The 16836-nt window shown below is 59.3% G+C and carries 11 protein-coding genes; 1 reads left to right on the plus strand and 10 read right to left on the minus strand.

Annotated features, from left to right (window positions below; translation table 11 throughout):
* Positions 1-241 precede the first annotated feature (241 nt).
* A complete protein-coding gene (gene aqpZ / locus D109_RS0102860) occupies positions 242-934 on the plus strand; it encodes an aquaporin Z (RefSeq protein ID WP_017475591.1) in 693 nt (230 codons plus the stop codon).
* A 127-nt stretch (positions 935-1061) separates the two neighbouring features.
* Here the strand turns inward: aqpZ and D109_RS0102865 are convergent, their stop codons facing one another.
* The 10 genes from D109_RS0102865 to D109_RS0102910 all read right to left on the minus strand — a co-directional run bounded on the left by D109_RS0102865 (position 1062) and on the right by D109_RS0102910 (position 16835).
* Positions 1062-2000 (minus strand): carbohydrate kinase, encoded by a 939-nt coding sequence (locus D109_RS0102865; RefSeq protein WP_017475592.1) that lies wholly within the window; start codon positions 1998-2000, stop codon positions 1062-1064.
* A 12-nt stretch (positions 2001-2012) separates the two neighbouring features.
* Entirely contained in the window at positions 2013-3494 is a 1482-nt protein-coding gene (xylB, locus tag D109_RS0102870; protein ID WP_017475593.1) for a xylulokinase, read from the minus strand.
* 147 nt (positions 3495-3641) lie between these two features.
* A complete protein-coding gene (locus D109_RS0102875) occupies positions 3642-5123 on the minus strand; it encodes a mannitol dehydrogenase family protein (RefSeq protein WP_017475594.1) in 1482 nt (493 codons plus the stop codon).
* A gap of 18 nt (positions 5124-5141) precedes the next feature.
* Complete coding sequence (locus D109_RS0102880; protein WP_017475595.1) at positions 5142-6245, minus strand: ABC transporter ATP-binding protein; 1104 nt, start codon at positions 6243-6245, stop codon at positions 5142-5144.
* A gap of 37 nt (positions 6246-6282) precedes the next feature.
* A complete protein-coding gene (locus D109_RS0102885) occupies positions 6283-7113 on the minus strand; it encodes a carbohydrate ABC transporter permease (protein ID WP_003215312.1) in 831 nt (276 codons plus the stop codon).
* 10 nt (positions 7114-7123) lie between these two features.
* Positions 7124-8050 carry a carbohydrate ABC transporter permease gene (locus tag D109_RS0102890; RefSeq protein ID WP_017475596.1) on the minus strand — a complete coding sequence of 309 codons (927 nt, stop codon included), beginning with the start codon at positions 8048-8050 and terminating at the stop codon, positions 7124-7126.
* A gap of 176 nt (positions 8051-8226) precedes the next feature.
* On the minus strand, positions 8227-9537 hold the full coding sequence (locus tag D109_RS0102895) for a sugar ABC transporter substrate-binding protein (protein WP_017475597.1): 1311 nt from the start codon (positions 9535-9537) through the stop codon (positions 8227-8229).
* A gap of 295 nt (positions 9538-9832) precedes the next feature.
* Entirely contained in the window at positions 9833-10738 is a 906-nt protein-coding gene (locus D109_RS0102900) for an AraC family transcriptional regulator (RefSeq protein ID WP_017475598.1), read from the minus strand.
* A gap of 72 nt (positions 10739-10810) precedes the next feature.
* On the minus strand, positions 10811-12094 hold the full coding sequence (locus tag D109_RS0102905) for a glycosyltransferase (protein WP_017475599.1): 1284 nt from the start codon (positions 12092-12094) through the stop codon (positions 10811-10813).
* A 103-nt stretch (positions 12095-12197) separates the two neighbouring features.
* Positions 12198-16835 (minus strand): hypothetical protein, encoded by a 4638-nt coding sequence (locus tag D109_RS0102910; RefSeq protein WP_017475600.1) that lies wholly within the window; start codon positions 16833-16835, stop codon positions 12198-12200.
* Position 16836: the final 1 nt, after the last annotated feature.

Below are 16836 nucleotides of genomic sequence, written 5' to 3' on the forward strand. Positions count from 1 at the left end.
ATGAGCCGCGGCCGCCCTGGGCAACGGCTGCAGCCGTGCGAGTGCGGTCGAATCAACTTTCGGCCGAGAGGATTAACCATGGATTAATTGAGGCTTTACTGACAAAAGCTTCATCTTCAGCGTGTCCGCAAGATCACTCACATCATCCGGAATAGTCCGATACGGGCCGGGTATTCGTGCTTGCTACCGTCGCCCGTGGATCCATCCACCGGATGGCGTATGTAAAAGGGCGGAGTTGAGTGTGCAAAAGAAAATCGCAGCAGAGTTTCTGGGAACGTTCTGGCTGACCTTCGGTGGCTGCGGCAGCGCGATACTGGCAGCGGCGTTTCCGGAAATTGGGATCGGTTTTGCCGGTGTAGCCCTGGCCTTTGGCTTGACGGTGCTGACCATGGCCTACGCGGTGGGCGGTATTTCCGGTGCGCACTTCAACCCGGCGGTGACCATCGGCCTGTGGGTGGGACGCCGGGTCTCTGGGGTAGATGTGGTGCCCTACATCATTGCTCAGGTTGCCGGTGCGATTGTCGCCGCCGCCGTGCTGGCGCTGATTGCCAGCGGCCGCCCGGACTTCGAAATAGGCGCTTTCGCCGCCAACGGCTATGGTCAGTTGAGCCCGGGGCAATACAGCCTGCTGGCGGCAGTGGTGGTTGAAGCCGTAGCGACATTCTTTTTTGTGTTCATCATCATGCGCGTCACCGGTCAGGGTTTGGCGGCGGGGTTCGCGCCGATCGCGATTGGCTTGGCACTGACCCTCATTCACCTGGTCGCCATCCCCGTCACCAACACCTCGGTCAACCCGGCACGTAGCACCGGGCCGGCATTGTTTGCCGGCGAGGAATACCTGATGCAACTGTGGCTATTCTGGCTGGCACCGATAGCAGGAGCGGTGGTGGGCGCCGTCGTTGCTCGAGGGGTCACTTGCCCCAGGGAGGCGTGAATCTACCCGCTCACGCGTCCCCCCGCGTTACCGCTGAAACCCTCCAGCGTAACCCGCCCGTAGCAGGGCTGTAAGCCACGTAATACGTGGCTTACATAGTGGCATATTGATTTTTGCCGCGTATTTGTCAGTCCAACTGACGACGATAGGGCAGGTCCGGCCCGGTCTTGCTGCAGGTGAGTGCCGCCGCGCGGATAGCGAAGGTGAGCATGCTGCTGATCTGTTCGCGGGACAGCTGTTGCAGGCCCTCCACCGAGTCCAGTTGCTGCTCGGTCAGCCAGGCAATCAGCGCGGCCTGGAACGTATCACCAGCCCCGACCGTGTCCGCCATGACCACCTTGACCGCTGGCGCCGACCAGCTGCCGTGCTGGCGGCTGAACACCGTCGCGCCGTCGCCGCCACGGGTCAGGAACACCAGTTGGCAACGGTGTTGCAACCAGCCTTGCAGGACACTTTCCGGGGTTTGGCCGGGGTAGAGCAGGTGCAGGTCTTCGTCACTGACCTTGATCAGGTCGGCATGCTTGACCAGTTCGGCCACGCGGGCGCGCCACAGCTCGATGTTCGGCTCGGGGTTCAGGCGTACGTTGGGGTCGAGGCTGATCAGGCGCTTGCCACTTTCCCGGCGTACCAGGGCCAGCAGCGTGTCGGCAATCGGCTGCACCACCAGTGAGAACGAGCCGATGTGTACGCCACGCACTTCGTCGCCCAACGCGGGCAGATGCTCAAGTTGCAACTGGCGGTCGGCGCAGCCTTCACCGCGAAAGCTGTATTGCGGTGAGCCATTGGCACCCACGGCGACCATTGCCAGCGTGGTCGGCGCGGCGAACTCCACGAGGTACTCCTCGCCCACGCCTTCATCCTTGAGCACCTGCAACAGGCGTCGGCCCAGGTAGTCGTCGGAGAGGCCGGCAAAAAAGCCCGCATCGATTCCCAGTCGACGCAAACCTACTGCGACGTTGAACGGCGAGCCGCCGGCAATCGCCTTGTAATTGACCCTGGATGCCTTGCCGCTGGCATCGTCCTCGCTGAAAAAATCAAACAGCGCTTCGCCACATACCAAATACATATTCGTTCGCTCTTAAAGGGATGCCACGTGCTGTTGATAACGCTCATAAGCCTGCTGGTAGGCACTGACGCTGCCGGCATCCGGCACCGTGCGGCTGGCTGCGTCGACGCTCACGCAACGCTGGCACAGCTGCGCCAGGCTCTCACCGGACTGGCACCACGCCGCCTGGATCGCCGCGCCCAGGGCCGCCGCTTCGCTTTGTTCGGTGCAGACCACTTCGGTGTTCATGATATCCGCGACCATCTGCCGCCACACCGGACTTTTCGAACCGCCACCGATCAGACGGATGCTCTGGCTTTGCAGGCCGGTCTGGCGCAACAGGTCCAGGCCGTAGCGCAAGCCGAAGGTGGTGCCTTCGACCACGGCGCGGCACAGGTTGGCGCGGGTCAGGTTGGTCATGGTCAAACCGTGCAGGCTGCCGGTGGCGTGGGGCAGGGCGGGCACCCGCTCGCCGTTGAGGAACGGCAGCATGCTCACGCCGTCGGCGCCAATCGGTGCCTCTGCCACCAACCCGTTGAACGCTGCCAGATCCAGGTCGAACAGCTCGCGGATGACCCCGGTGGCGTTGGTCAGGTTCATGGTGCAGATCAGCGGCAGCCAGCCGCCGCTGGATGAACAGAAGGTCGCGACCGACGCCTGCGGGCTGACGTTGGCCTGATCGGCAAAGGCATACACAGTGCCGGATGAGCCCAGGCTCATGGTGATCACGCCGGGGGCGATATTGCCGGTGCCGATGGCGCCCATCATGTTGTCGCCGCCGCCGCTGGAGACTTGCGCATTCGGGTTGATGCCCAGGCGCTCGGCGATGGCGGGCAGGATGGTGCCCACTGGCTGGTTGGCCTCGATCAACTCGGGCAGCGCAGCTTTCAGGCGCCCGTCGGGATCGATGTGGCGTAACAGTGTCAGGTCCCATTCACGGGTGCGCACGTTGAAATAACCGGTACCGGAGGCATCGCCGTATTCGGCGCAGGCGCGGCCGGTGAGCCAGTAGTTGAGGTAGTCGTGGGGCAGCAGGATATGCGCGATGCGGGCAAAAATCTGCGGGTGCTGTTCGCGGGTCCACAGCAGTTTGGACACGGTGTAACCCGGCGCGATGGCCACGCCGAGGCGTTCCAGGGAGCCGCTTTCACCGCCCAGGTGTTGCAACAGGCGATCGTTTTCCGGTGCGGTTTCGGTGTCGCACCACAGCTTGGCCGGGCGCAGCACCTGGCCTTGGTCATCCAGCAATACCAGGCCGTGCTGCTGGCCGGAAACGCCGATGGCGAGGATGTCCTGGCCGTCCACGCCGGCCTGTTGCAAGGCGCGGTGAGTGGCTTCGGTAAAGGCGTCCAGCCACTCCTGGGTGTGCTGTTCGCGGCGGCCATTGGCGCCGCTGATCAGCGTGTGGCTGGCGGCGCCCAGGCCCAGGACTTTGCCGCTGCTGGCGTCCAGCACGATGGCCTTGGTGCCCTGGGTGCCGCAGTCGATGCCGAGATAGAGGTTTTGCTGGGTCATGGTAGGTCGCTCAGCCTATTGTTATGGAGAACTCGGTCAATGTGGGAGCGGGCTTGCTCGCGAATACGGTGTGTCAGTCAACGCAAATATTGACTGATCCACCGCTTTCGCGAGCAAGCCCGCTCCCACATTTTTGATTCGGTTCCGTCAGTTGAGATTGGCGAGCAGCCGCTTCAGCGTTTTGCTCACACCCACATCCTGCAGGCTCTCGAAACACCGCTCAAACGCTGCCACAAACGCAGGCGAGTTGGGAATAGCCGTACCAAAAATCTCTTCCACCCCCAGCAGCCGCTTGCTGATCAACGCGTCTTCGGTCACCAGCCCCTGGCAAAACTCGGCGCGAGGGTCCGGAATCCGGTAGATCACCCCATTCTCGTCCACGCCTTTCAAGTACAGCGCCCACGCGGCCACCACCAGCGCGGCACGCTCGGTCTCGCGCCCGTCGGCAATCAGGCGGTTGATGGTCGGTACGGTGAACTTGGGAAACTTCGACGAGCCATCGGAACACACACGTTCCAGCTGGTCGGCAATCGCCTGGTTGGAGAAGCGGTCAACCAGGGTCTGCTTGTATTCGGTCAGGTCGATACCCGGCACCGGTGCCAGGTTGGGCGTGACGTCCAGGTCCATGTAGGCGCGCATATAGGCCACAAACAATGGGTCGTTCATGGTCTCGTGGACGAAGCGATAGCCCTTCAGGAAGCCCAGGTACGTCAGCGCCAGGTGGCTGCCGTTGAGCAGGCCGATCTTCATTTCTTCATACGGCGTCACGTCATCGGTGAACTGCACGCCCACCGTTTCCCATGCCGGGCGGCCATTGACGAACTTGTCTTCCAGCACCCACTGCACAAACGGCTCGCAGACCACCGGCCAGGCGTCGTCAATGCCGTGCTCGTCATGCAGCTGCAGGCGGTGCGCAGTGCTGGTCATCGGCGTGATGCGGTCGACCATGGCATTCGGGAAACTCACGTGGGCCTTGATCCACTCATGCAGCTCAGCGTCATGCAACGCGGCAAAGGCCAGCAACGCCTTGCGGGTCACGGCGCCGTTGTGGGGCAGGTTATCGCAGGACATCACGGTAAACGCCGGAACACCGTCTGCCCGGCGCTGGGTCAACGCCGCGCAGATAAAGCCGAACACGGTTTTCGGCGAGCCCGGGTTGGCCAGGTCATGCTGGATCTGCGGCAGGTGGGCCATGAACTCGCCGTTGCTGTCGTCGATGCAGTAGCCGCCTTCGGTGATGGTCAGCGAGACAATCCGAATCTCTGGGCTGGCCAGCTTGTCGATCAGCGCCTGGGCACCGTCTTCGGCCAGCAGCATGTCGCTGATGGAACCGATGACGCGCACTTCGGTGTCGTCGGTGTCCCCCAGTTCATACAGGGTAAACAGGTAGTCCTGGCCGGCCAGGTCGTCCCGGGCCTTGCGGTCTTCAGCCCGCAGGCCCACGCCGCAAATGCTCCAGTCCAGGCCCACGCCGGTATTCATCAAGGCGTCGGTGTAATACGCCTGGTGCGCGCGGTGGAAGCCGCCGACGCCGATGTGCGCGATGCCCTGGCTGGTATTCGCAATCGCATAGGCCGGCAGTTGCACTTCAGGCGCCAGTTGCGTGAGGTTTTGCTTGTTCAGTTTCATCGGGAAATTCTCGCGAAATCAGGCGGCGGCGCGCAGTGGACGGGCCACGGCAACACCGTCAGCGTCGAACAGATGGCATTGGGTCGGGTCCAGGTACAGCTGCAGGGTTTCGCCATACTGGCTGGCCATGTCGCCACGGATCCGCAGGGTCAACGGCTCCTTGCTGGCGGTGATGACGTGGCAGAAAGTGTCGCTGCCCAGGCGCTCGCCGACGTCGGCGGTGACGGTCAGGGTGGCCTGGCCAGGGGCGGCGATTTCCAGGTGTTCCGGACGAATGCCCAAGGTCACCGCGCTGCCAACGCTCAAGGTGGCGCTGCTCAGGGGCAGGCTGATGCGGCCGCCGGCGTCCAGCTCGACTTCGCAGCTCTGGGCATCCACGCGGCTGACCTTGCCTTTGAGGAAGCCCATTTTCGGCGTGCCCAAAAAGCCCGCGACAAACAGGTTGGCCGGCTGGTGATACAGCTCCAGCGGCGAGCCCACCTGTTCCACGCGGCCGCTGTTGAGTACCACCACCTTGTCGGCCAGGGTCATGGCTTCGACCTGGTCGTGGGTCACGTAGATCATGGTGGCTTGCAGTTCTTTATGCAGGCGCGACAGCTCCAGGCGCATCTGCACCCGCAGGGCGGCATCGAGGTTGGACAGGGGTTCATCGAACAGGAAGATCTTCGGGTTACGCACAATCGCGCGGCCGATGGCGACACGCTGACGCTGGCCGCCGGACAACTGCTTGGGCTTGCGCTCAAGCAAAGGGCCCAGCTCCAGGATGCGCGCCGCTTCGTTGACCTTGCTCTCGACAATCTTCTTGTCGACGCCGGCCAGGTCCAGGGCAAACGACATGTTTTTGCGCACGCTCATGTGCGGGTACAGGGCGTAGGTCTGGAACACCATCGCCAGGTCGCGCTTGGCCGGAGTGACCTCAGTGATGTCGCGGCCATCCAGCTCGATGGTGCCTTCGGTGACTTCTTCCAGGCCCGCAATCAAGCGCAGCAGGGTGGATTTGCCGCAGCCCGACGGGCCGACGAACACCACGAATTCCTTGTCGTTCACTTCAAGGTCGATGCCCTTGATGATGGAGAAACCTTCGAAGCCTTTTTGCAGATTCTTGATTTTCAGGTTGGCCATGATGGGCCTCCGCTTCTAAATATGTTTAAAGGAGCCGTTACTTCACGGCGCCGAAGGACAAACCGCGGACCAGCTGTTTCTGGCTGATCCAGCCAAAGATCAGGATCGGCGCACAGGCCAGGGTCGACACGGCAGACAATTTGGCCCAGAACAAGCCTTCGGGGCTGGAGTAGGAGGCGATCAGCGCGGTGAGCGGCGCAGCGTTGGACGAGGTCAGGTTCAGCGACCAGAACGCCTCGTTCCAGCACAGGATCAGCGACAGCAACACCGTGGAAGCCAGCCCGCCCTTGGCGATCGGCAGCAGCACCCGGACCATTTCCTGCCACAGGGTGGCGCCGTCCAGGCGGGCGGCTTCGAGGATGTCCTTGGGGATGTCCTTGAAGTAGGTGTAAACCATCCAGACCACAATCGGCAGGTTGATCAGGGTGTAGATGATGATCAGCGCAATGCGCGTGTCCAGCAGGCCGAAGCTCTTGGCCAGCAGGTAGATCGGCATCAGCACGCCCACCGGCGGCAGCATCTTGGTGGAGAGCATCCACAGCAGCGTGCCCTTGGTGCGCTTGGTCTCGTAGAAGGCCATGGAGTAGGCGGCCGGTACCGAGATCAGCAGGCACAACGCGGTGGCGCTGAAGGAGATCAGCACCGAGTTCCAGGCGTAGCTGAAGTAGTTGCTGCGCTCGTTGATGTGCAGGTAGTTCTCCAGCGTCGGCGTGAAGATGAACTGCGGCGGCGTGGCGAACGCGTCGATTTCGGTCTTGAAGCTGGTCAGCACCATCCAGAAGATCGGGAAGAAAATCAGGATCGCGATGGCCCAGGCCAGGGTGCCGAGCAGCACGCTTTGCAGGCGGCGGGATTGTTGAAGCGTCATGGCGCGGCCCTCAAGGCTTGTCAGTCAGGTTTTTGCCGATCATCCGCACCAGGATGATCGCCGCGATATTGGCGATGACCACGGCAATCAAGCCGCCGGCCGAGGCCATGCCCACATCGAACTGCACCAGCGCCTGGTTGTAGATCAGGTAGGCGAGGTTGGTCGAGGCGTAGCCGGGGCCGCCGTTGGTGGTGGTGAAGATTTCCGCGAACACCGAGAGCAGGAAGATGGTTTCGATCATCACCACCACGGCAATCGGGCGCGCCAGGTGCGGCAGGGTCAGGTGCCAGAAAATCGCGATGGCGCCGGCACCGTCCAGCCGCGCGGCTTCCTTTTGTTCCTGGTCGAGGGACTGCATGGCGGTCATCAGCAGCAGGATCGCGAAGGGCAGCCACTGCCAGGACACGATGATAATGATCGACAGCAGCGGGTAATGGGCCAGCCAGTCCACCGGCTGGGCGCCGAACAGCTTCCACACGTAGGCGAGGATCCCCGACACCGGATGGAAAATCAGGTTCTTCCAGATCAGCGCACCGACGGTGGGCATGATGAAGAACGGCGAAATCAGCAACACCCGCACCAGGCCGCGGCCGAAGAACTCGCTGGCTTCCAGCAGGGCGCTGATCAGTACGCCAAACACCACGCTGATCAGCAAGACGCTGCCCACCAGCAACAGGGTGTTGGTGGCGCCGGGCAAGAAGCCCGAGTCGGTGATGAAGTAGGTGAAGTTCTCAAGCCCCACGAACTGGTTTTCGCCGGGGTAGAGCAGGTTGTAGCGAATCAGCGAGAAGTACAGGGTCATGCCCAGCGGCACGATCATCCACAGCAGCAACAAGGCCACCGAGGGGCTGACGAGGAACCAGCCGGGGTTGATCAAGCGGCTTTTACGCGGCTTGTCCGGCGAAGCGGTTTGCACTTGGGCAGTGGTGGTATTCATGGTGATCAGGACCAGTCAGGTACATGCAGAGCGAGAGTCGAAGCGCGGCCATGTGGGAGCTGGCTTGCCTGCGATGAAGTCACCTCGGTGCAACTGACAGACCGAGTTGTCTGCATCGCGGGCAAGCCCGGCTCCCACATAAAGCGGGTTCCCACATTCAGTGGGGTGTGCCCGCTTTACTTGGGATAACCAGCCCGCTTCATTTCGCGTTCGGTGAAGGTCTGTGCATCCGCCAGGGCTTTTTCGGCAGTGGAACCACCGGTCAGTGCGCTGGAGAAGAACTTGCCGACCTGGGTACCAATCGCCTGGAATTCAGGAATGGTCACCAGCTGGATGCCCACATACGGCACCGGCTTGGCCGACGGGTCTTTCGGGTCGGCGACTTTCAGCGATTCCAGCGTCACCTTGGCAAACGGCGCGGCCTTCATGTATTCGTCGCTGTAGGTCGACTTGCGGGTACCTGGCGGTACGTTGGCAATCCCGTCGGTCTTGGCGACCAACTGGCTGTATTCCTTGGAGGTGGCCCAGGTGGTGAAGACCTTGGCGGCGTCCTTGGCTTTGGAACTGGTTGGAATCCCGAGGGACCAGGAGTACAGCCACGAAGTCCCTTTCTCGGTTTTTTCGTGGGGGGCAAAGGTGAAGCCGACGTGGTCAGCCACCTTGCTTTGGGTCTTGTCGGTCACGAACGAGCCGGCGACGCTGGCGTCGACCCAGATCGCGCACTTGCCGCTGTTGAACAGCGCCAGGTTTTCGTTGAAACCGTTGCTGGAGGCGCCCGGCGGGCCGGACTTCTTCATGTTGTCGACGTAGAAGTTCAGCGCGTCTTTCCACTCAGGCCCGTTGAATTCAGGCTGCCACTTTTCATCGAACCAGCGTGCACCGTAGCCGTTGGCCAGGGTGGTGATCAGCGCCATGTTCTCGCCCCAACCGGCTTTGCCCCGCAGGCACAGGCCGTACTGTTCCTTGTCCCTGTTGGTGAGCTTCGCGGCGAATTCACCGATCTGGGTCCAGGTGGGGCGCTCGGGCATGGTCAGCCCGGCGTCCTTGAACAGGTCGGTGCGGTAATAGGTGATGGAGCTTTCGGCGTAGAACGGCAGGGCGTACAGCGAGCCCTTGACGGAAAGGCCGTCACGCACGGACGGGAAAACGTCGTCCAGGTCGTAGGAAGCAGGCAGGTCCTTCATCGGTTCCAGCCAGCCTTTGGCGCCCCAGAGTGCAGCTTCGTACATGCCGATGGTCAACACATCGAACTGCCCGCCCTGGGTGGCGATGTCGGTAGTGAGGCGTTGGCGCAGGACGTTTTCTTCGAGTACCACCCAGTTCAGCTTGATCTCCGGATGCTCGGTCTCGAAGGTTTTCGAGAGCTTTTGCATGCGAATCATGTCGCTGTTGTTGACGGTGGCAATGGTCAGGGTTTGCGCGCCAAGACTGACGGCGCTGAGGGTCATGCAGGTACAGGCAAGCAGAGCTTTAGCTGTGAACTTCATCGCGCACTCCATTTCTGCGCCCAGGGGCTACAGAAGGACAGTTATTGTTGTTGTGTCTTCCACGACAGCTGGAAGAGTGTGCGTTGATTACAGCCTTCAATTGGCGTGCTGACAAATCCTTGGGAGCACTTTTACTGATACTTTTTTGCACTGAATCTGAAAAGCGCTGAAACGGTTTACTGCGGACACGGTTACTGTAGGAGCGAGCTTGCTCGCGAAAAAGGTACATCCACCGCAGCGATGCGCCTGGAATACTTTCGCGAGCAAGCTCGCTCCTACAGGGGGCGTTGAATGATTAAGCGAGGTTTTGCTCGGTGAGGCGCTGCACGGCCAAACGCCGGTAGTGGGACGGGGTCATGCCCTTGAGCTGCTGGAAGCGGCGGTTGAAGTTGGAAATGTTGTTGAAACCCGACTCAAAACACACATCGGTCACGGCCTTGTCGCCATCGGCCAGCAGTTCACAGGACTTGCTGATGCGCAGCCGATTAACGAATTCGATGAAGGTGCGACCGGTGGCTTGTTTGAATACGCGGGAGAAGTAGGTGGGCTTCATCCCGAGGTATTCGGCCACTTCTTCCAGGGACAACTCCCGCGCGTAGTGGGCAAAGATGTAGTCCACCGCGCGGTTGGTGCGGTCGATGCTGTGTTCGTCCGCCAGTTGCGGGGTGGTCACGCCGGAGAGCAGTTGGTAATCCTCGCAGGCACTGAGCACCTCCATCAGGATGAAAAAGTGCCCCAGGCGCGCCATGCCCTGGGCGTCTTCGATGCGCTGCATCAGGGTCATGGCCTGGGCGATGGTCTTCTTGCAGCGAAATTCGATGCCGTACTGCGCGCGCTCCAGCAGCGGTGCGAGGGTCTTGAGTTCGGTGAAGATGTGGCTGCCGTTTTCCAGCAGTTCATCGGTGAAGTTCACCAGCATGTCGCGCTTGGGCACCACTTCGTCCTCGGCGACTTGGCTGATCCAGTTGTGAGGCAGGTTGGGGCCGGTGAGGAACAGGCTTTCCGGGTAGAAGTTGCCGATGTAGTCGCCGATGAACACCTTGCCGGAGCTGGCGACGATCAGGTGCAGCTCGTATTCCTTGTGAAAATGCCAGCGCACCAACGGGCACGGGAAGCCATGTTGGCGATAGATGATGGACAGACCGTTGTGATCGTCCATCAACTCGTAGGAAGGGTCGGTGATTCGCGTTGCTCGGGTCATGCTGCCGTCGCTTTATTGTGATTGCACTCAAGATAATGCCCCCTTGTACGCAACCTCGCCAGGGTCAAGCGGTTAAAGGTTACGGTTTTTTGCCTCGATCCACTGGGACATGTACTGGGTACTTTTGTGCAGATGGTGGCGCAACATGCTGCCGGTAAAGTTGTGGCGGCGGTGTTCGGCCAGGTGGTTGCGGCAGTGTTCCAGGCAGTCGGTCAAGGCCGGGCCGTGGACTTGCCGGGCATAGCGCCCGGCGAGTAATGGGCGGCCATTTTCCTGGGCGCGAGTCCAGCGTTCGCGGTCCTGATACAGTGCCACTGCTGCGTCAGCCAGTGCGCTTGCGCTCTGTTCAATCGCGCCGGGCCAGGGCTCGCCCATGGCTTCGGCGCCAACCGGCGTGGTGACACTTGGCGTGCCGCAGAGCATGGCGTCCACCAGTTTGCCCTTGATACCGGCACCAAAGCGGAGAGGCGCCAGGCAAATGCGCGCGGCGGTCATCACCTGCAAAGCGTCTTCGGCCCAGTCCATCACATGAAAACCCTGCGCGGGGTTATGCAGCGCCGTGGCCTTGGGCGGTGTGTAGGCGCCATACACATGCAACTGTGCGCCGGGCAGTTGCTGGCGGATCCGCGGCCAAACGCTGTTTTTCATCCATAACACCGCATCCCAGTTCGGCGCGTGGCGGAAGTTACCGATACTCAAAAAGTGCGCTCGGTCTTCAAACGGGGCGAAGTCAACGGCTGGCGGGTCGACCATCAACGGGCACCAGTGGAGCAGGGCGGCGGGCACTTTGAAGTGTTTGGTCAGCAACCGGATCTCCACATCGGAGATCATCAGGCTGATGTCGCAGCGGTAGATCGCGGCGATCTCCCGCTTGGCGAGGTCGGTGTCGGCCATGTAAGCGAATTCGGCGGCGAGGTCCGGGCTGAACAAAGGGCTGAAGTCGTCAGCCTCCGGTTGCGTCTTCAGGAAGTCCTTGAGGCGCTGTTGACGGGCGTCCCGCAGGCTTTGCAGGTCCGAGCTTTCCAGTACGCGAAGGGCATTCGGGCAGCATTTCTCTACGCGCCAGCCGAACTGTTCTTCCATCATGAAACGGTCGAACAGCACGATGTCCGGGGACAGTTCCCGGATAAAGTCATCGAAGCTGCTGTTGTTCAATTCAATCGCACATTCGCGAATGCCGAGGGTGGGCAGGTCGGCCTTGTGCTCGCCGGCAGCGGCGGGGCTGGCGAAGGTCACTGCCCAGCCTCGGGCCAGGAAGCTGTCGAGGATCTGCATCATGTGCCCACCCGCCGCCGAAGAACGGGGTTCTGGCCAGACGTAGCCGATGACCAAGACGTGGGTGGCGGATGGACTCATGAGCAAAATGTTCCTGTAGGCGCAAAAAGCCCCGATTTAATCACAGCCAGGCGTATGCAGGCACTGCTGCGATATTGCGCGCATCCTGGCTGGTGTGATTCTCTCAATCAAAGGTTTTGACTGCGTCGATAGTGCCTTTTAGCCAAGCTGGGTCATCGGCATTGATCCAGACACCGTCATTGCCGCGAATAGCCTGGCCTTTTGCTTTCCACTCGAGCATTTTATCCTTGAATTTCTTCATGTATTCGGGCGCTGGGCATTCTATTTCTGCCCATGGGTCAGAAATCCATATGTCCTTCCAGGCAGGTTCCGAGAAATCAACCGTTTTTACATTAGGACTGATATCTCCTACAACGGTAAACGCATGTTTATCAGGCATCCCCATAACCCGTGCTTTACCCCCATTCATTTGAATGATTTTTGCCGCGGTATGGGCCATATGGTCGCAGTTTCCTGCGCCCGTTTTGAGGATGGTATTAAAGAAAGCATCATTCGATGGGTCAAATTTCTCATATAGCCATGCCGTGAGCGATTTGGAAGTTTTGACCCTTTGTGCGTCCGCAATGTCGCCAGTTAAATGCAAGTTGGCGGGGCCTACGCCGGTGGTGGCAATTTGTTTGTCCACTTCATTTTTGGCTTCGCGAGCAAAAAAACCATTTTTCTCTGGGATGGTCAATGTGTTGAAGTCTGCCGGTTTCTTTAACGTGGGAAGACGCACAGACGCCAACGCTATCTCAATGTCGCGAACGCTCCCTTTATTCCACATATTAAATATGAATTCACGTTGCCTTTCAGGTGTCATGGTCGCGACGCCGGCCTTCAATTTATTCATCTTATCAAGGGAGTATCCCTTGCTCTTCAGGCTTATGTAAATGGAATCGATGGGAGGCAAGCTTATAAAGTCGGCAGCTGACGTTGAATGCTTTGATAGATATTTTGCTTTGATGTTTTCGTAGCCGTAAATCAGGTGGTCGTTAGGGCTCTTTCCAAATTCTATTTTGGTAAACAGGTCCGTATCACGATCAAGATCGCGACAATAGAACCGCCCCGGATCAACTTCTACGACAAGGTATTTTTTACCCCCTGAGGGTACGATCAGTCCTCTTAATTCGCGCTTGTCATTACTGATGTCAGAGATGGCATCAAATTTGATAACTCGGCTATCAGCATTTAGCTCGTTCGAGAAGTTGCTATCGGGGAACCCGAAGAACTTGTCATTGACAATGGTTCCCGATATGGCCGGCTTGTACTGTATGGGGGTCGTGAAAGGGTGGGGTATCAGTTTATCGTCCACAACATTAAAAAGACGGCCCTCGTAGACCACGGTTCGAGTGCCGTTATATCTGATCGGCGCGGGGAATAAACGTTGGTGTTCCAGCGCTTGGGATACCTGCGCCGGGTTGGACAGTTTCTGTTTAATGATTTTTGGAAAGCAAAGATCATTGAAGCCGCGCCTGACTCGTCCTCCCGTGGATGGCGCGGGGCAATAAGCTTCGAAGTTATCCAGTTCCTTATAATGCTCGGCCGATTTCAGGTCGGTTAATCGATCAGGATGGGCAGGGTCGTAGCGGTAAACCTTATCGCCCTCAACCAGATCGTAGCCATTTGACCGGTTAATGATGTAAGTATCTTTGGAAAGGGTCTTTTCTGAAAACTGCACCCTTGTGCCGTCAGGCAAGGTTTCCCGCAGCAGGGGGACCGAAGTGTCGCTGCGAAAGTCCTGCAGCGGCGTGCCGTAGGCTGTGCCGGAGTTGGGGTTGACCGCATACCATTTATCCCCCTCGTATTTCGCCAGCACCGCAGTTCTTTCAGTGCTGTCACGGATCGATCTCATCGTGCCTTTGGCGACGTTGGCTTCCTTGTGCAAGGTTTTGGACACGGAAAATTTATGCCCGAAGGGCGGAATGGTCGAATAAAACGACTTGGCGTTTTTGCCGGACCCCGCCACCAATCCCACCAGGTCGTCGGTATAGGGTGTGGCTTTGCTCAGCATCACTCTCAAGGTGTTCAGCGATTTGGCGCCATGGCGCAGGGCTGACCCCAGGCCTTTGGGAGCGGGCAGCACCAGGGTGGTCGCATCGATCAAAAAGCTGCCGATCGCTTCTGCGGCGTTGCCTTCAATGGCATGTTTTATGGTGTTGGCAAAAGGGATGAGATTCAGTGTGGCGGCCGCACCGGCCTCGGCGTAGCGCCTCTGCTGCTGGATGGCGCTTTCGCCGCTGTTGATACGGGTGTACAGGTCGAGGGGCAAAACAAAATGCTGTTTCGCGGCGACAGAGGCCAGATACTCGGTCTTGCTGTTTGAGTAAGACAGGGCGGGAGCCTTCTCGTTGGGTTGGGGAGTCCAGGTCGTCTCGGGGGTCAGTTCTTCAATGATCAGGTCCGACTCTGCTCCGCGCACAGGTTCGGTGCCATTGCGATAGGCGTTCCAGTCGAAGCGCTGGCTCTCGTTGGATTCAAAGTTGGAGAAGGGCTTGATATTGCTTCCTACATTCAGGTGGTCCGGCAGGTCGGTGCGTACGACGATTTTGTTCAGACCGGGGAACACTTCGTAGTAGCGCACGTCTTTGTCGTGTTCTGATCGAATAATGATGCCATGGCGTCCTTTGGCATTTTCGAGCCCATCCCGATTCGTGGTGACCATATGTGACGTGCCGCTCATAGCCTTTCTCAGCCAGTAAAACTTCTGTGTGCCGAGTTGGAGGTGCTGCCGATCCGCGTCAGGCAATTGCGAGAGGAGGTGTTTGACCAGAATGGTCTGGGACTGCTGAAGCTTTTCATGATGTTCATTGGATTCAGACTTGAAGTGGCCTGGCATGCTTCTGAGCAGGTGAAAATCTGGCTCAAGTTTTTGGAGGTCGAGCACGCCTTTGTTGATGCTCTTCCATTCCCCTTTGACCAGCAAGCCGTCCATGTGGGCTTCGAGTAGGCTGAAAAAGTGATTCTGGCTACCGTCGATACTTTGTAATTTGGGCGCGTTAAAATCGATTGAATCTTTGCCGTACTGTGGTTCAAACACGCGTTTCAAATCATCGAGCGCCACTTGCCTGCGGGTGGGCAAGGGCTTGAGCAAATGCTTACCAGCAAAGGCCAGGTCCGAAAACACCTTTTGGTAGGCGGCTTTCGCGGCGTTGATTTCGTCCGCCAAGTAAATGCCATGGTCTTTTTTCGACAAGTAGCCGTTGGTTACCGCCCAATCGATGATTGACACGCGCTGGGTGTATCGGTCCAACTGTTCTTCATCGTCGGTAATCGGATCTCGTGTTGCGAAGTCGAGGATCTGCGAGTAGCTCATGGTGGTGCTTGCGCCAGGCGTCAGGTGCTCGATTTTTGACACGGCGTGGGCGAATGCCGGCCACTCAAGGGTTTGGTATCCCAGTTCGGCGGGCAAGCCCTCGACCAGAAGTGCCGGCGCTATGTGAGACAACATCAGGTAGGCGGCGACATCTTTGTGCTCGGGTTGCACACCAACCCTTTCATGTAGACGGTCGCCGACAGCGCGAACAATCTCCGCCGGTTTCTTCCCCCAGTTACTGGGATGATCAACTTGGTATCCCGCCACCTGGTTACGGGGGTCGCCGGCATCGGCGTCCAGCTGCAGCACCATGGCTGCCAGCAACAGTTCACGGCGACTGGTGGGGGTAGGCAGCACGCCCAGTGCTGCCTCCAGCTTTTCCCCCAGCGCCTGGGCTGCGGGCTGATCGAGCAGCTGTAAGAGCTGTTCCCGGGGTGACCCGGTGTTTCCAGGCCTGGCGAGGGTGCTAAGCAGGGTTGCCTGGCCGGGGGCTTTTGACGCTCGTGCAAGGGCGCGCAGTTGATTTTTTTGTGCGGTGTTCAAGGGCACCGGTGTGGATAGAAAACCCCAGAGATCCCCCAGCGGCGGGCTTTGTGGAACAGGTGCGCGCAATACCTTCATCAGGTTGGCGAATCCCTCGTCTGTGGTCGGCAGTCTCCAACCTTTGCTTGTGATGAAATCCTCGGCGCGAGTAAATCCCTTGGGCTGGTGCGAGGAGTTTGGGTCGACCACGAAGCCACTCAACTGCGGGGGCAAGTAGACCCTGACAGCTATCTTTTGCCAAAGGGCATCGCGGTCGTTGATATCCCCCACCACCGCACGCTGAGTTTGCAAGGCCTCTTCGCTACGGGATGCGGCAACGCTTTGCGGGAGAGGGGCAAAGGTGTAAGTGCTCGCCAACTCCGCGATGCTGGTCCGATCAGTGCCCTGCCTGTAGAAGTTCGCGACCATCCAGTACGGCACTTGGTCATTTTCAATAGTGTCCCCTTGAACACTCATATTGTTGCCGCCAGCGAAGATCTTCCCGGCAGCCAGAATCGGGCCGGCGACGTGGCGCCAGCCGGATAGATCGTCCAGCGTGAAGACTTTTTGGTCGTTGTTCACCCTCAGTTGGCCTACATCCGGGTAAATCGTGATCGACCGCGGATGAATGCCTTGGGTTGCCAGCCAGTTGCGAAAATCCGGATTCTTCAGTGCACTGTTCAGTTGCGCTTGCCACTGGCCCATGGTCGAGTTCGGTGGGACGGTGATTTTTCGGTCGAACTTGAAGCCGCTCTTTGAGGCGTCGCACAGGTTTCGCGCCAGCACCCGGTCGCCCTCGGCACGGGTGTTGCCAGCGGGCAGGTTCACTGGTGGAAGGCTGGCAACGGGTGGGGTTGGGTTGGCAGAGGGCGGTGTGATCGCCGGGGCCCCGGCGTTGGTCAGGTTGCTGGTTGAAAGCGTCATT

It is taken from the genome of Pseudomonas sp. PAMC 26793, assembly GCF_000313235.1.
In the GTDB taxonomy this organism is placed as follows: domain Bacteria; phylum Pseudomonadota; class Gammaproteobacteria; order Pseudomonadales; family Pseudomonadaceae; genus Aquipseudomonas; species Aquipseudomonas yamanorum.

What these genes read in the sequence shown, in the direction of transcription:
- D109_RS0102865 (WP_017475592.1), bottom strand. Translation starts at nt 2,000, where the DNA reads ATGTATTTGGTATGTGGCGAAGCGCTGTTTGATTTTTTCAGCGAGGAC.
- xylB (WP_017475593.1), bottom strand. Translation starts at nt 3,494, where the DNA reads ATGACCCAGCAAAACCTCTATCTCGGCATCGACTGCGGCACCCAGGGC.
- D109_RS0102875 (WP_017475594.1), bottom strand. Translation starts at nt 5,123, where the DNA reads ATGAAACTGAACAAGCAAAACCTCACGCAACTGGCGCCTGAAGTGCAA.
- D109_RS0102880 (WP_017475595.1), bottom strand. Translation starts at nt 6,245, where the DNA reads ATGGCCAACCTGAAAATCAAGAATCTGCAAAAAGGCTTCGAAGGTTTC.
- D109_RS0102885 (WP_003215312.1), bottom strand. Translation starts at nt 7,113, where the DNA reads ATGACGCTTCAACAATCCCGCCGCCTGCAAAGCGTGCTGCTCGGCACC.
- D109_RS0102890 (WP_017475596.1), bottom strand. Translation starts at nt 8,050, where the DNA reads ATGAATACCACCACTGCCCAAGTGCAAACCGCTTCGCCGGACAAGCCG.
- D109_RS0102895 (WP_017475597.1), bottom strand. Translation starts at nt 9,537, where the DNA reads ATGAAGTTCACAGCTAAAGCTCTGCTTGCCTGTACCTGCATGACCCTC.
- D109_RS0102900 (WP_017475598.1), bottom strand. Translation starts at nt 10,738, where the DNA reads ATGACCCGAGCAACGCGAATCACCGACCCTTCCTACGAGTTGATGGAC.
- D109_RS0102905 (WP_017475599.1), bottom strand. Translation starts at nt 12,094, where the DNA reads ATGAGTCCATCCGCCACCCACGTCTTGGTCATCGGCTACGTCTGGCCA.
- D109_RS0102910 (WP_017475600.1), bottom strand. Translation starts at nt 16,835, where the DNA reads ATGACGCTTTCAACCAGCAACCTGACCAACGCCGGGGCCCCGGCGATC.